Source organism: Ureibacillus galli (assembly GCF_014836845.1).
In the GTDB taxonomy this organism is placed as follows: domain Bacteria; phylum Bacillota; class Bacilli; order Bacillales_A; family Planococcaceae; genus Ureibacillus; species Ureibacillus galli.
The window spans coordinates 39,902-55,322 of record NZ_JACSQA010000023.1; the positions used below are offsets into that span (position 1 = coordinate 39,902).

14 protein-coding genes and 1 other annotated feature are annotated in these 15,421 nt (G+C 36.2%); all 14 genes read left to right on the top strand.

The genetic code is table 11. The features are described from left to right. Positions 1–68: 68 nt before the first annotated feature. The 14 genes from H9636_RS13865 to H9636_RS13930 all read left to right on the top strand — a co-directional run bounded on the left by H9636_RS13865 (position 69) and on the right by H9636_RS13930 (position 15,313). Positions 69–1,187 carry a sensor histidine kinase gene (locus tag H9636_RS13865; protein ID WP_191708169.1) on the top strand — a complete coding sequence of 373 codons (1,119 nt, stop codon included), beginning with the start codon at positions 69–71 and terminating at the stop codon, positions 1,185–1,187. Between the two features lie 4 nt (positions 1,188–1,191). Continuing rightward, on the top strand, positions 1,192–1,836 hold the full coding sequence (locus H9636_RS13870) for a response regulator transcription factor (RefSeq protein ID WP_191708170.1): 645 nt from the start codon (positions 1,192–1,194) through the stop codon (positions 1,834–1,836). A gap of 127 nt (positions 1,837–1,963) precedes the next feature. Then, on the top strand, positions 1,964–2,896 hold the full coding sequence (locus tag H9636_RS13875; RefSeq protein ID WP_191708171.1) for an ABC transporter ATP-binding protein: 933 nt from the start codon (positions 1,964–1,966) through the stop codon (positions 2,894–2,896). A gap of 10 nt (positions 2,897–2,906) precedes the next feature. Next, positions 2,907–4,163, top strand: a complete 1,257-nt coding sequence (locus tag H9636_RS13880; RefSeq protein WP_191708172.1) for an ABC transporter permease — start codon at positions 2,907–2,909, stop codon at positions 4,161–4,163. Further along, positions 4,160–5,263 carry an ABC transporter permease gene (locus H9636_RS13885; RefSeq protein WP_191708173.1) on the top strand — a complete coding sequence of 368 codons (1,104 nt, stop codon included), beginning with the start codon at positions 4,160–4,162 and terminating at the stop codon, positions 5,261–5,263. The genes H9636_RS13880 and H9636_RS13885 overlap by 4 nt, the downstream gene beginning before the upstream one ends. A 298-nt stretch (positions 5,264–5,561) precedes the next feature. Next, positions 5,562–7,775, top strand: a complete 2,214-nt coding sequence (locus tag H9636_RS13890; RefSeq protein ID WP_404817759.1) for a penicillin-binding transpeptidase domain-containing protein — start codon at positions 5,562–5,564, stop codon at positions 7,773–7,775. Between the two features lie 231 nt (positions 7,776–8,006). Further along, positions 8,007–8,972, top strand: a complete 966-nt coding sequence (locus tag H9636_RS13895) for a PstS family phosphate ABC transporter substrate-binding protein (protein ID WP_191708174.1) — start codon at positions 8,007–8,009, stop codon at positions 8,970–8,972. Between the two features lie 207 nt (positions 8,973–9,179). Continuing rightward, a complete protein-coding gene (pstC, locus tag H9636_RS13900) occupies positions 9,180–10,127 on the top strand; it encodes a phosphate ABC transporter permease subunit PstC (RefSeq protein WP_191708175.1) in 948 nt (315 codons plus the stop codon). Position 10,128: 1 nt separating this feature from the next. Next, positions 10,129–11,007: a phosphate ABC transporter permease PstA gene (gene pstA, locus H9636_RS13905; RefSeq protein WP_191708176.1), complete on the top strand. Its 879-nt coding sequence runs from the start codon at positions 10,129–10,131 to the stop codon at positions 11,005–11,007. 72 nt (positions 11,008–11,079) lie between these two features. Continuing rightward, positions 11,080–11,865, top strand: a complete 786-nt coding sequence (gene pstB / locus H9636_RS13910; protein ID WP_225230235.1) for a phosphate ABC transporter ATP-binding protein PstB — start codon at positions 11,080–11,082, stop codon at positions 11,863–11,865. A gap of 17 nt (positions 11,866–11,882) precedes the next feature. Further along, complete coding sequence (phoU, locus tag H9636_RS13915) at positions 11,883–12,542, top strand: phosphate signaling complex protein PhoU (RefSeq protein ID WP_191708177.1); 660 nt, start codon at positions 11,883–11,885, stop codon at positions 12,540–12,542. 96 nt (positions 12,543–12,638) lie between these two features. Continuing rightward, positions 12,639–12,864 (top strand) — a binding site (T-box leader). 98 nt (positions 12,865–12,962) lie between these two features. After that, positions 12,963–14,351, top strand: coding sequence for an anthranilate synthase component I (trpE, locus tag H9636_RS13920; protein WP_191708178.1), 1,389 nt, complete (start codon positions 12,963–12,965; stop codon positions 14,349–14,351). Next, on the top strand, positions 14,348–14,920 hold the full coding sequence (locus H9636_RS13925; RefSeq protein WP_191708179.1) for an anthranilate synthase component II: 573 nt from the start codon (positions 14,348–14,350) through the stop codon (positions 14,918–14,920). The genes trpE and H9636_RS13925 overlap by 4 nt, the downstream gene beginning before the upstream one ends. Before the next feature lie 36 nt (positions 14,921–14,956). After that, complete coding sequence (locus H9636_RS13930; RefSeq protein ID WP_191708180.1) at positions 14,957–15,313, top strand: DUF5071 domain-containing protein; 357 nt, start codon at positions 14,957–14,959, stop codon at positions 15,311–15,313. Positions 15,314–15,421 lie beyond the last annotated feature (108 nt).

A 15,421-nucleotide genomic window follows, 5' to 3' on the forward strand; every position in this document is an offset into this window, starting at 1 on the left:
AATCGCGTAAGCCCACTATATAATGGAAGTAGAAGATGGGGAAATCTCAGAAAAAAAGGTGAATCATAATGAAAGTATTAATATTTCGCATAGGTTGTCTCGCAGTAACAATCGGCTCAGTGCTTATACATACAATCAGTACGAATAGTTCCGTTACGTATACTTTTTTTATCATTAGCGGTATTCTTTGTTTCTATTTTCTTTTACCGCTAACGAAACAACCGTTATACAATTATCTCGCTATTCTTTTGTTCATCGTATTATGTCCTTTTGTATCGATACCACTTGCTTATTTATTACCACTTTTTGCCTTTATATTGATGGAAGCAACTTTACAATTGAAAGATAAAACCTTATATCTATTCTTTAGTTTCTGTATTGTTGCCATTGTAACGCTCACTTTACTAAATTATCTACCTATATATGACATGTTATTAATGATGATGATCGGATTATGTTGTATTATTCTTAATTATTTTGTGACGCAAGTTGATCATAAGGAAAAAGTTTTTGAACAACTTCTTTCCCAATATCGACAGTTAAAAAGAATGTCTGTCGAACAAGAACAGTTTGTTCGAGCGGAAGAGCGTACGAAAATCGCGAGGGATATCCACGATTCAGTAGGCCACAAGCTGACTTCTTTACTAATGCAACTTGAAATGATGTCGATACAAAGTAGTACAGACAGTATACAAGAAGCAAAACAACTTGCAAGGGATAGTTTGGAAGAAACCCGATTTGCAGTTCGGCAATTAAAATCCTTTGAAACCTCAGGTATCCAATCGGTTATTCAATTAATTCGTAAACTGGAGATGGAAAGTCGAATTTATATTCGTTTTACTCTTGAAAAAGGCGTTCTTTCCTTACCGATCTCGAATCAACAAAGTGTTGTACTGTATAGAGTTTTACAAGAATGTTTAACGAATGCAATGAAACATAGTCGCTCGAAGGAAGTAGAAGTTATTTTAAAGGTCAATTCTTTACAACATATCCAATTTGAAGTGAAAAATAAGTTTATTTCTGAACTGCCGTTTATAAAAGGGTTTGGGTTAATCAATATGGAAGAAAGATTAAAGGAAATTGGCGGGGAATTAAGGATGGTCCGAACGAATGAACAATTTATCGTAAGTGGATCTTTTCCATTAAAATTTTCTAATCATGAAGAAAAGTTAGAAGAAGGAGTTTAGTAGTTTGACAATTAAAATTTTATTAGTTGAAGATCAGACCATTGTCCGAAACGGCTTGAAAATGATTATTGAACAGGATGAAAAGTATGAAATTGTTGGGGAAGCGAGTAATGGACTCGAAGCATTAGAAATTGTGGGGAAAAAACAAGTAGATCTTGTTTTAATGGATATTCGAATGCCCGAAATGAATGGCATTGAAGCAACGAAAAAAATAAAAGATCAGTATCCTCATATGAAAATCATTATTTTAACAACTTTTGATGATGAAGAGTATGCCTATGAAACATTAAAGGATGGGGCAAACGGCTTTTTGTTAAAATCTTCCGAACCAGCAAAATTACTTTCTTCCATTCAAAGTGTGATGGAGGGTGGGTTAGTATTACAAGAAGATGTTGCAGCAAAGTTAATGCCGAAGTTACTTAAACAAACGGTTTCTTCCAATGGACCTACTCAAAACATTCCTTTAACGGAACGGGAGTTAGAAATCGTAAAACTTATAGGAGAAGGTAAGACAAATAAAGAAATCGCTAATCGTTTATTTTTATCTATAGGTACGGTGAAAAATCATATCACCCATATATTACAAGAGCTCGATTTACGTGATCGAACTCAACTAGCCATCTATGCATTGAAAAAGGGAATTGTTTAAAGCGGCGAATCGTTTCGACCGCTTTTTCTTTTGGAAAAGTGACTGAAGTCATATGGAGTTATGACGACCGCTACTTATAAGTATGGTTGAAAATTGGTATTGTATGGATAGAAAGGATGGGGAAACGATGATTGAAGTTGTCAATTTGACGAAAAAGTTTAAAAAAGTAAATGCTGTTGATCAAGTGAATTTTTATATAGAGCCTGGAGAAATTGTTGGATTATTAGGTCCGAATGGAGCAGGCAAATCCACGACTATTACCATGTTATCTACATTAATACCGCCAACTGAAGGGGATGTTTTTCTTAATCAAAAGAGCATTATTAAAAATCCAGTATCATTGCGAAAAATTTTAGGAGTCGTTCCGCAAGAAATTGCGCTGTATGGTGAGTTAACAGCACGGGAAAACTTAAAATTTTTCGGAAACATTCATAAAATGCCGAAGAAAAAATTAGAGGAACGAATTGAAATTGTTTTGGAGCAAATCGGTCTTCAAAACGAATCAAAGAAAAAAGTAAAACATTATTCAGGTGGGATGAAACGTCGTTTAAATATTGGCGTTGCGCTACTTCATGAACCGAAATATTTAATTATGGATGAACCAACCGTCGGAATTGATCCCCAATCAAGAAATCATATATTAGAAACGGTTAAACGATTAAATGAAGAATTTCATACGGCGATTATATACACGAGTCACTATATGGAAGAAGTCGAATATATCGCAAAGCGGATATACATTATGGATAAAGGGAAGATTATCGCTTCTGGCACGAAGGATGAAATTAAATCGATTCTTTCCTCCGAAAATACGATTCTCATTAAATTGGAGCAACCATCCAAAGAATTCGTGCACGCTTTATTACAAGAGCCGATGTTATCAAATGTCAATGTAAATGAAAAAGAAATATCCTTTACCGTTGCAAAAGATGTAAATTTCTTACCTACATTAATGACTCTTAGTAAAAATAGTGGGGTACGCTTAAAGAGCTTCCAAGTAGAAGAGCCAAGCTTAGAGGATGTTTTTTTACATTTAACTGGTCGGGCATTAAGGAATTAGGAGGATACTTATGTTTTTATCACTCATTCGAAAGCAAATTACAATTTTACTTCGAAGTCCATCTGAAATGTTAATCCTTCTATTCATGCCGATTGTTCTAATAACGATTTTAAGTTTTGCACTTGGGGCATTATGGGAAGGAGAAAATGAAGTATCAAAAGTTGAGTTAGCCATCGTTCAACAAGATGATGAAATTCAACAATTAGATCAATTTCTTCATGAAGCAAAGGGGTCAATGAATATAACGAGCGATATGGAGAAAAACCTACAGCAATTGTTACCTATTTCGATCCTCCTTCAACAAATCGAAGGGAACGAAGAGATGAAGCAATTTATCCATTTAACTGAATTACAGCCTGAAAAGTTGGAGGATGCAAAAGAAAGTGGGGAATATTCTGCTATTCTTGAAGTCCCAAAGGATTTTACTTTCAACTTTCTATCGTCGATTTACTTACAAGGTGAAAAACCGACTTTCAATGTCTATTTAAATGAGAGTGAGAAAATTACCTCTACGATTGTTCAGTCCATTTTAGATTATTATCAACAGCAATATTCATTAGTTTCTTCGTTGGCACAAAACGGGGTACCGATGAATATGGATGCACTGCCTAAAATGGAGATTGCTTCTGATACGCGGACTGTTGATTCACAAACAGAAATTACTTCGAGTACGTATTATACGTTTAGTATGACGGTGATGTTCATTTTATATATTGCGAGCACTTTAGCAAGTCAGGCTTTTGTAGAAAAGTATTTTCATATTTTCGATCGTGTTTTGTTGGCCCGTATCCATCCTCTTACTTATTTATTAAGTATTATGACGGCTACAATTATTCTCGCGATTGTGCAAGTCGGTTTATTATTTACCTTTGCCCATTTTGTTTTTCATATTTCCTTTACCCAATGGGAATTGTTTGTCGTCATGACGTTACTTCTTTCCATCGTTGTAGGTGGATTGGCAGCATTGTTATCTTCGATTAACTATCGAACCAATTCTGGGGAAGCTTCGAACGTATTTTCCAATGCTTTTGTCTCTGTTTTTGCCCTTGTAGGGGGAAGTTACTTTAATATTAGTAGTTTATCTCCGTGGTTAGCGGAACTGGGGATGTGGACCCCGAATGGTGCAGCATTAAATGGGTATTTGAAAATTTACCAAAACGCCACGTTGATGGAAATTATGCCGAACATCATTCATTTGGCGATTTTAGCTGTTTTATTTACAGTGCTAGCGGTAGTTCTGTTCCCGAAACGAGGTGGAATTGTATGATAGACATTTTAAAAACGAAATTTTTATTGTTATTCCGGAAACCAGTAGGGTTTATAATTATTACGATAATTATTTGTACCTTTGCTTATATTTTAGGTCTCGGTCAACAATCGAAAATACCAATTGCTGTTTATTCAGATTTAAATAAGGAACAAACCGAAACGTTTCTATTGGAGCTAAAAAAAATACCTGAACTAGATTTTTCCCTCTACGATGAACAAGAAGCAATTGATATGGTAAGGGACGGAAATGCAGACGTAGCAGTTCATTTAATGGAACAAAAATTTGAATTAATCATTTCGCCTAATTATTTAGATTCAGCCTTATTAAAAAATCAATTAAATACGATTTATGGGGAGTTAACTCAACAACAGGCGATAGTGGATGCATATGATGAAAATCCAACTATTAACGTCGAGGAAATCATCCAGAACGCTAATGAGCAACCGAGTTTTCAAATTCAATATTTAAACTTTTCCAATGATGAGGATTTTATATGGAATCCAAAACTGCATAGTTTATTCGGATTTACTTTATTTATGGTCATTTATACAGTAGCAAATGGTGTATCCCATATCGTGATGGAAAGAAGAAATTTCATTTGGGATCGATTAACGATTTCAGCTATACGAAAGACGGAAGTTTATTTGGCGAATGTCCTGTATTGTTTTCTTATAGGGTATTTGCAAGTCGTTTTAATTTTATCGATCTTTTACTTCGGTGGTGTTGATTTTTATGGTGGATTTGGTAAAACACTGCTAGTCGTCATTCCTTATTTATTATGTATTGTTGCCTTAACCTTCTTCATCGCATCAGTGGCAGGTACAAGTGGACGATTTAATGCATACATTTCGGTTTTAGCCGTTCCATTAGCGATGCTAGGTGGAGCTTATTGGCCATTAGAGATTGTGACGTCGGAGGCAATTTTAGCGTTATCTTATGTTTCTCCGATTACTTATGGGCTGGAATTATTAAATGGTGTGACGATTCATAGTAGTTCGATGAATGATTTAGTGCTACCACTCGGTGTCTTATTATTCATGACCATCGTATTCATGGGGATTGGAATCAATGTGATGGAGAAAAAAGAACAATTGTAATCGGAAAGGATGGGAATATGATGATATTCTCATCTTTTTTTATGAATTGAAAAGTATGACAATGAGGAACAATAAATGAAATGAAATATATAGTTCGGATTCGAAATTGACCATCTCTCTTTTTTGAGCACCCTTTAATTCACTCCTAACAAAAAACATTTTAAATGGAACCATTTTCAATTTTTTCCGTCACAAAACATGGAGAATCTTCATTTCATAGCTTTTTTATAAAAGATTCAAATGCTATACTAGAGAGTATGGATTAATTATTAATTAGTATTAAGAGAGGGGGATTGTATTGCGAAGAAAACTGAAAACGCAACGGGGATCTAGTGTGAAGGCAAAACATCGTGCTAGTTTGTCCTTTCGTATGAATGTCCTTTTCTTTTCTATTTTCATATTATTTTCCGCGTTAATATTCCGACTTGGCTATTTACAAATTGTCAAAGGTGAAGATTATGTGACAGCATTAGAAAGAACTGAGGAAGTGGCAGTTAATACAAGTGTACCGCGTGGTAGAATATATGACCGTTATGGAAGAGTTTTAGTCGATAACGAACCGGAAAATGCCATTACATATACGAAATTGCCATCGACAAAGACGGAAGAGATGTTAGCCATTGCCGAACAACTCGCGATGTTAATCGAGCAGCCAATAGATCGGGTTACTTTGCGGGATAAGCAAGATTTTTGGATTATGAAAAATAAAGATGCCGCTTATGGGAAAGTAACAAAAGAAGAACAAGATAAAATTAATGCGAATGAAGATTTGGAAAAATCTGAAAAACAAGCTGAACTGGATCGTTTAGTTCGTGAACGCATTACTGAAGAAGAATTGGCACAATTAACCCAATTCGATTTAGAAGTTTTAGCGATTTATCGTGAAATGGCTTCAGGTTATAGTTTATCTCCACAAATTATTAAAAGTGAAAATGTATCGGATGAAGAATTTGCCCGCGTATCAGAGCGCTTATCTGATTTACCAGGTGTCAATACGACAACGGATTGGAAACGTGTGAAATTATCATCCCTTGCGATTTTAGGGAGAACGACGGTTCCAAGTAAAGGGATTCCAAAATCGAAGCTGGATTATTATTTAGCAAGAGACTATTCTCGAAACGACCGTGTAGGGGAAAGTTATTTCGAATCCTATTATGAAGAATTACTTCAAGGTCAAAAGTCAGTAGTGAAAAATATTACGAATAAACAAGGGGAAGTTATCGATACGGTGACGACGTACGAAGGGGAACCGGGGAACGATCTTGTCACAACGATTGATATTGAACTACAAGCAGAAGCGGAACGCATTGTGGAAGAAAAACTGCTTGAATTAAAAGCCAAAAGTCATTCAGAGCTTTTAGACCGTGCATTTTTCGTCATGATGAATCCGAATACGGGCGAATTATTATCGGTTGTCGGGAAGAAAATCGAAAAGGATAGCAAAACCGGAAAAAATTATATCGTTGATTACTCCTACGGTACTTTTACAACGGCTTATGAGGTCGGCTCTACAGTCAAAGCCGCAACCCTTTTAATGGGTTATTCGGAAGGAGTTATAGAACCTGATACTTATTTAATTGACCAACCGATTAAAATTGCAGGTACTGAGCCGAAAAGTTCGATTTTCAACAGAAATGGGAAGATCCGTCTGAATGATATTACAGCATTAGAACGTTCTTCCAACTCCTACATGTTCCAAGTGGCGATGATGATTGCTGGTACAAGATATCGTTACAACATGGGCTTTAGAATTCAAGATGATACACTGCAAACAATGCGTAACGGCTATGCCCAATTTGGTTTAGGGGTCAACACGGGTATTGACTTACCGAACGAATTTGCAGGTTTCCAAGGTGAACTGGATGACAATGGTAAAATTTTGAACTTGGCGATTGGACAATTTGATACGTATACGCCAATGCAAATGGTGCAATATATTTCAACTGTTGCAAACGGTGGATACCGTATTCAACCGCGGATGTTAAAAGAGGTGCGACAACCTTCAGCAGATGGGGAAGTGTTAGGACCTGTTGTTGAGGAAGTATCACCGAAAATTTTAAATCGGATTTCTAATACACCAGAAGAAATCAATCATGTGAAAGAAGGTCTCCGCAAAGTTTATGTAGGGAAAAATGGTTCTGCCCGATCTTATTTCTCTGACACACCGTATACAGCAGCAGGGAAAACAGGGACAGCTGAGGTAGTTTATTTTGGACCTTTACGTGAAAAGTACGGTACAGATGCAATTACTCTTGCCCATGTTGGCTTTGCACCATATGAAAATCCGGAAGTAGCTTATGCAGTATTAATTCCTTGGGCAACGACGAACTATAATATTTCATTGCCAACGGGTAGCCAAATTGCTAGAGAAATTTTAGACGTTTATTTTGAACTGAAAGATAAATATGCAGAAGAAGGGTTATCTTCAAGTTCAGTGAAACAAGAAATTTTACCGGCAACAACTGGTGAAAAAATTGATGAAGATACAAAAGAGCAAACTGTAAACGAATAATCGAACAACCTCGTAGAATACATATTCTACGGGGTTTTTTATTTTAATCATAAAAAAATAGAATCGTTTTTATTAAAGCGGTTTTAAGGAATAGAAAAAAGAAGTGACATTTACAATTTAACATAACGATTTACAATCTCTTTACAATTCATTTATATGACATCAACAAACTAGTATTATAGTTTTACTTGTAAGACAAACTTACTATGAAATTGATGGAGGAAATAAGAGATGAAAAAGTGGAAGTACTTAACGATGACAGCCGCACTTGGCTCAGCATTACTTTTAGGAGCTTGTGGTTCGGAAACAGATGAAGATGCAACAAATGCAAACGACGCAACTGAAACGGCAGAATCAGGTGATGCTCAATTAACAGGTACTGTTTCAGGTGATGGATCATCAACAGTTTCACCAATTACGGAAGCCCTTGTGGAAGAGTACGCTGGAGTTCAACCAGATGTACAAGTATCTGTAGGTGTATCTGGTACTGGCGGTGGCTTTGAGAAATTTATCGCTGGAGAAACTGACTTCTCTAACGCATCACGTCCTATTAAAGATGAAGAAAAAGCTGAATTAGAAAAAGCTGGAATTGACTATACAGAATTTCAAGTTGCTTTTGACGGTTTAACAGTTGTCGTTAACCCAGAAAACGATTGGGCTGCTGAATTAACAGTAGATCAGTTAAAGAAACTTTGGATTGAAGATGGTACAACAAAAAAATGGTCTGACATTGATCCATCTTGGCCAGATGAAGAAATCGTATTCTACTCACCTGGTACGGACTCAGGTACGTACGATTACTTCGATGAAGTGATTTTAGATGGTGCTGACTTAGAAAATGCAGCGACATTATCAGAAGATGATAACGTATTAGTTCAAGGTGTTGCTTCTGACAAAAATGCAATCGGATTCTTCGGTTATGCTTACTACTTAGAAAACAAAGATAAATTAACTGCAGTAACAGTTGACGGTGTTGCACCAACTAATGAAACAATCGAATCTGGGGAATATACTCCACTTTCACGTCCATTATTCGTCTATGCAAAAAATAGTGCATTAAAAGAAAACGAAGCTTTCTATGATTTCATGAAATATACTTTAGAAAATGCTGGTGAAATGGCTGAAGCAGTAGGCTATGTAAAATTACCAGATGAAAAGTATGACGAAGGTTTAAAGGCTTTAGAAGGTTTAAAATAATAAAAAATGAATGAAAAAAGTGTGGGGGCCATACCACTAGTAAGCATGGCATCTCACACTTTTCTCTTTCCATGTTTAGATTATGAGGTAAACCCTTCGATGTAGCTTCGGTTTGTCTATTTAAAAATGAACTTTCAGATTGAATTATAGAACTTTAAAAGTACCGCCAAAAAATCTTTTTTACGTATATTGAAGGGAGTTTGCATTATGGCTTCTCAAGGATTAGAGAAAAAGCATTCAATACAAGATATGATTGCCCAATCTCGAAACAAAAAAGGGAAAAAGTTTATCGAAAAATGTATGCCGATTATATTAGTCATTACTGCATTAATTTCAGTTTTAACGACCATTGGAATCGTCATGACACTTATTTTTGAAACGTTTGAATTTTTTCAGAGAGTATCAATTACCGACTACTTATTCGGTACTGAATGGCTGCCGTTCTCAGGTAGTGAACCATTATATGGGGTATTACCTTTAATATTAGGAACATTAAAAGTTTCGGTGATCGCAGCATGTGTCGCTGTTCCATTAGGTATTGCAGTTGCCATTTATTTAAGTGAATATGCATCGGATAAGACCCGTCGAATTATTAAACCAATTTTAGAAGTTTTAGCTGGTGTTCCTACAATTGTCTATGGATTTTTCGCATTAACGTTTGTAACACCAATACTTCAAGAATTGATACCGTCGCTGAAAATATTCAATGCCCTTAGCCCGGGGATTGTGGTAGGTATTATGATCTTACCGATGATTGCCTCTTTATCTGAAGATGCGATGAGTTCGGTACCTAATTCAATTCGAGAAGGAGCACTAGCATTAGGTGCTACGAAACTAGAAGTATCATTAAAAGTTGTATTACCTGCTGCTTTATCAGGTATTATTGCATCGGTTGTATTAGCTGTATCCCGTGCAATTGGTGAAACTATGATCGTTTCCCTTGCTGGTGGAGCCACACCGACATTTGATATGAATGTAACAGGTTCGATTCAAACGATGACAGCTTACATCGTTCAAGTATCATCGGGGGATGCTGGTTACGGTACAACAATTTATTACTCAATTTACGCTGTTGGATTTACGTTATTCGTCTTTACACTACTGATGAATTTACTCGCGCAATTTATTTCAAAACGCTTCAGGGAGGAGTATTAATATGAAATACATCGATAATACTGACGTAATGAAGCGGATGAAATCACGTTTGAAAATGAATAAAGTTTGGAAGTCCATCTTCCTCATTGCAACTGGGTTGGCATTGCTTACATTAGTCATTCTACTTGCACGTATTATTACGCAAGGTGCTGGCTATTTAAACTGGGATTTCTTTAATAACTTCGGTTCCCGTTTCCCAGAAAAGGCGGGGATTAAAGCCGCATTAATTGGTTCTGTTTATTTAATGCTTGTTATTGCACCTGTGTCCATCATTTTAGGTGTAGGAACAGCGATTTACTTGGAAGAATATGCAAAGAAAAATAAATTTACAAGTTTTATTCAAATGAATATTTCGAACTTAGCTGGTGTACCGTCGATCGTATTCGGTTTACTTGGTTTAACAATCTTCGTTCGAATGTTTCTATTAGGAAAAAGTATTTTAGCTGCAGGTTTTACAATGAGCTTATTAATTTTACCTGTCATCATTGTAGCTGCTCAAGAAGCGATTCGTGCGGTACCGAAAGAACAAAGAGAAGCTTCTTATGGTATGGGTGCAACAAAATGGCAAACAATTACCCGTGTCGTATTGCCAGCAGCAGTTCCAGGGATATTAACAGGAAGCATTTTAGCCTTATCGCGAGCTGTTGGAGAAACGGCACCCCTTGTTGTTCTAGGGATTCCGGTTATTCTACAATTCTTACCTGATGGTTTGTTAAGTCAATTTACAACATTACCGTTGCAAATTTATGATTGGGCAAAACGTCCGCAAGAAGAATTTCAGTTTGTTGCGGCCGCAGGGATTATTGTGTTAATGATATTCCTAATTTTAATGAATTCGATAGCGATTATGATTCGAAATAAATTCCAAAAACGTTATTAAGGATGTGTAAACTTGGTAGAGCTTATGATTAAAAACGAAAAAGCGAAAGCTACTATTAAAACTCCGTCGCCGATGACTAGTGAACATATTCAAACAGTAGAAAAAAATACTGTTGTTCAAACGAAAGGGTTCAACCTTTGGTATGGGGATCACCATGCATTAAAGGATATTAATTTAGATATTAAAGAAAACGAAGTAACTGCCATCATTGGACCATCTGGTTGTGGGAAGTCGACTTATATTAAAGCATTAAACCGAATGGTAGAGCTTGTTCCAATCGTTAAAACAAACGGTGAAATTAATTATCGTGGTCGTAATATTTTAGATCCTTCCTATGAAGTGGAAGAACTACGTACGAAGGTAGGAATGGTTTTCCAAAAACCAAATCCATTCCCGAAATCGATTTATGATAATATCGCTTATGGTCCACGTATTCACGGTATTAAAAATAAAAAGATTCTTGATGAAATTGTTGAGAAATCTTTACGTGGTGCTGCAATTTGGGATGAAGTAAAAGATCGTTTAAACCAAAATGCATACGGGCTATCCGGTGGTCAGCAACAACGTATTTGTATTGCACGCTGTTTAGCAATTGAACCAGATGTCATTTTAATGGATGAACCAACATCTGCTCTTGACCCAATTTCAACTTTAAAAGTAGAAGAACTTGTCCAAGAATTAAAAGATAACTACTCAATTATTATCGTTACGCATAACATGCAACAAGCAGCTCGTATTTCTGATAAAACGGCTTTCTTTTTAAACGGAGAAGTTGTCGAGTTTGATCAAACAGATAAAATCTTTTCTACTCCTCGTGATAAACGTACAGAAGATTATATTTCAGGTCGTTTCGGATAAGAAGGGATTGATAGAGGATGTCAGCTAGAGAACGCTTTGATCATGAAATTCAAGCGATACAAAATGATTTTATTGAGCTATGTAACCGCAGTATCGAAACGTTAGAAAATTCTTTTGAAGCGTTATTCCAAAAAAATCTTGAGCAAGCACAACAAGTGATTATTCAAGATGTTGAAATTAATCGTATGGAAGAAGCGATTAATGATCGAGTGATTAAATTAATGACTCGACAACAGCCGGTTGCGACAGACTTGCGACGTTTAATCGTATTGTTAAAAGCAGCTTCCGATATGGAACGTGTTGGAGATCATGCGGTAAACATCGCGAAAGAAGCAATCCGCATAGGAAACGAACGATTTATTACCTCGGTCGAATTGCTTGAAGACATGTGTTATAAATCTACGGAAATGCTTCGACAAGTCGTGGAAGCTTTCGTGGAAGAAAACATGTCAAAAGCAAAAGAAATAGCTGAGTACGACGATGAAATTGATGAGATGTATGGAGATATGATCAAACATTTGATGCAGTTAAGCTCCGTTGTCCCAGAAAATATTTCTCAAATTACGTATTTATCGTTTATTTGCCGCTTTGTCGAACGATGCGCAGACCATGCAACGAATATTGCGGAATACTTGCTTTATTTGAAAAAAGGTCAACGCTTTGATTTAAACCATTAAAATTAGTTGGGGCTTCATAATAATGAAGCTCCAACTTTTTTTCTAAAAATTGTTTGAATAGATGGAAAATTTATAATAAAATAGTTTTAACTAAATAGTGAAGCGATGATGAAAAATAGTAATATTATGGAGTGGCAAAGAGAGCTGGCGGTTGGTGGAAGCTAGTGCATCACATAATATGAATGGGCTTTCTAGCTTCTAGTACTGAAACGTGTAGTAGGTACTAGCGTGATGTGACGTTAAAAACAGTTAAGTGGACTAGTGAATGTTTTGAAACATTGTTAGTCAATGAAGGTGGCACCACGGCTCTTCCGTCCTTTTGTGATGGAAGGGCCTTTTTATATTGTATAACTGTTTAAATGACTAGTTATACGTATGTGCATAGATGAGATGAGTATAGAAGAGAAGGAGCGAGTTGAGATGACTGTTGATGTCAAAAAGTTTATGATGCAAGAATTACAAGGGGATATGATGACCCCCATTTCGATTTTCGAAAGTTTAACGGGAAATAGGAAAGTGCTATTTGAATCATCCGCTAAACATGAAGAAAGCGGACGTTATTCCTTTATCGCCGTAAACCCGATTGCCCAATTAAATGGAAATCAAGAAAGTTTTTGTTATGAAATGAAGGGTAGTAACGTGCAAGTAGGAGAAGGCTCGGTGTTTGAAAAATTAAGAGAAATAATGCCAATCCAAAATCGACAATATCCATTTTCCTTTTTTGGTGGGGCGATTGGATATTTCGGGTATGACACTGCCTTTTATTACGAAAACATTGGGGAGCCGTTGGAAGATGAATTAAATATGCCCGACGTTCATGTTTATTTTTATGATACGTTTATCGTGTTTGATCATTTATTACAAAAAGTGTTTATCGCAGCCATTGATCTGTTTCATACAGGTCGTTCAGAAGTAGAAATGAAAAAGGTGATTCAACAACTTGAGCAAGATATAAAGCAAAGTATTCCTTTTAATGAAGAAACATCCTACTCGATTCAATTTAAACCGACAATGGAGAAGGAACAATTTGTTCAAATGGTACAAAAAGCGAAGGAACATATTGAACGGGGAGATATTTTCCAAGTTGTATTATCCCAACGGTTTTCTTCCAACTTTAAAGGAAACCCGTTTTCTTTATATCGAAAATTACGTACTTCCAATCCGTCACCATATATGTTTTATATGGAGTTCGATGACTATATCATTCTTGGTACATCACCGGAAAGCTTAGTAAAGGTCCGTGACGGTAAAGTAACGACAAACCCTATTGCGGGAACAAAACCGAGGGGGAAAACAGAGGAAGAAGACCGCCGGATTGAACAACTCCTGTTGACGGATGAGAAAGAAATAGCAGAACATCGAATGCTTGTAGATTTAGGTCGAAATGATATTGGTCGTGTAAGTAAAGTTGGATCTGTTGAAGTAATGAAGTATATGGCAACGGAACGTTATAAACATGTCATTCATATCGTTTCGGAAGTAACGGGTGAATTACGTGAAAATCTACATGTGTTAGACGTATTAATTTCCTGTTTACCTGCCGGAACGGTTTCAGGTGCACCGAAAATTCGTGCGATGCAAATTATTAATGATTTAGAACCGTTTAAGCGTGGTGTTTATGCTGGAGCAATCGGTTATATTTCAGTAAACGGTAATATGGATTTAGCATTGGCGATTCGTACAATGGTTGTGAAAGACAATCAAGCAATGGTTCAAGCTGGTGCTGGCATTGTTTATGATTCGATACCCGAATTGGAATACGAGGAAACGTTAAATAAAGCGAAGGCACTTTTGGAGGTGTCTAAATGATTTTACTAATCGATAATTATGATTCATTTACTTATAATCTATACCAACAAATCGCTAGCCTCGGAAAAAACGTGGAAGTCGTTCGCAATGATGCGATTTCCATTGAATCCATTCGTCAATTAAAACCGGAAGCAATCGTTTTATCTCCAGGTCCAGGAACGCCAAAGGAAGCAGGTATTACTGTGACCGTTGTCAAGGAATTATATAAAGAGTTTCCGATACTAGGCATTTGTTTAGGACACCAATCTATCGGGGAAGCTTTCGGTGGAACTATAGTACGGGCAAGGAATATTATGCATGGAAAACTTTCTTCTATAAATTATGAGGAAAAAGGATTGTTTGAAAAAATGGTTGGGGATATTTCGGTGATGCGTTACCATTCTCTTATTATTGACCGAACAACTTTACATCAAGAGTTAGAAATTGTCGCTACTTCGGAGGATGATGGAGAAATTATGGCCATTCAACATAAACAATATCCCGTGTTTGGACTTCAATTCCACCCAGAATCAATCGGTACGGAAAAAGGTACCCACTTAATAGAGTCGTTTTTACATCTTATTCAATGAATACACAACGAACTGCGTTAATATGGAGGGGTAGAATTGGAAGGAAATTTAGAACAATGGATGACATTATCAGATGAAGAGAAAAGAAGTACATTACCTTCCGTTTTCAAATGGTTAAAAGAAAGAAAGATAGAGAGAAACGAAGGATTAGCTGAAACATTGCTTCAATATCCTACCGAGATCACACCCTTTATTTTCGAATTGTTTGAAAGTGAAAAAATAGAATTGGATCTGAAAAAATGGATGTTGGAAAATGTTATTTGTAAACTGCCCTTTTTTGTAAAAATTGCTTTAGAAGAGCAATTACAAAAAATGGCCCAGTTCCCAACAGATGAAGAGCGAAAAAGGAAATTGCATGAAGTAGCTCAAAATGTATTAGATGGTTTTATATAAATCTTTTTTGCACACAAAAATATTTTGTGTGCTTCAGACTGTAGACAAACTCGAAATTTCGAGTTTGCCTACAGTCTTTTTTCTTTTAAAATAAAAGTAATAGTTTCT

Bases quoted from the DNA above. Each gene is read 5' to 3' on its own strand.
- H9636_RS13865 (WP_191708169.1), top strand. From the start codon at position 69: ATGAAAGTATTAATATTTCGCATAGGTTGTCTCGCAGTAACAATCGGC.
- H9636_RS13875 (WP_191708171.1), top strand. From the start codon at position 1,964: ATGATTGAAGTTGTCAATTTGACGAAAAAGTTTAAAAAAGTAAATGCT.
- H9636_RS13880 (WP_191708172.1), top strand. From the start codon at position 2,907: ATGTTTTTATCACTCATTCGAAAGCAAATTACAATTTTACTTCGAAGT.
- H9636_RS13885 (WP_191708173.1), top strand. From the start codon at position 4,160: ATGATAGACATTTTAAAAACGAAATTTTTATTGTTATTCCGGAAACCA.
- H9636_RS13895 (WP_191708174.1), top strand. From the start codon at position 8,007: ATGAAAAAGTGGAAGTACTTAACGATGACAGCCGCACTTGGCTCAGCA.
- pstC (WP_191708175.1), top strand. From the start codon at position 9,180: ATGGCTTCTCAAGGATTAGAGAAAAAGCATTCAATACAAGATATGATT.
- pstA (WP_191708176.1), top strand. From the start codon at position 10,129: ATGAAATACATCGATAATACTGACGTAATGAAGCGGATGAAATCACGT.
- pstB (WP_225230235.1), top strand. From the start codon at position 11,080: ATGACTAGTGAACATATTCAAACAGTAGAAAAAAATACTGTTGTTCAA.
- phoU (WP_191708177.1), top strand. From the start codon at position 11,883: ATGTCAGCTAGAGAACGCTTTGATCATGAAATTCAAGCGATACAAAAT.
- trpE (WP_191708178.1), top strand. From the start codon at position 12,963: ATGACTGTTGATGTCAAAAAGTTTATGATGCAAGAATTACAAGGGGAT.
- H9636_RS13925 (WP_191708179.1), top strand. From the start codon at position 14,348: ATGATTTTACTAATCGATAATTATGATTCATTTACTTATAATCTATAC.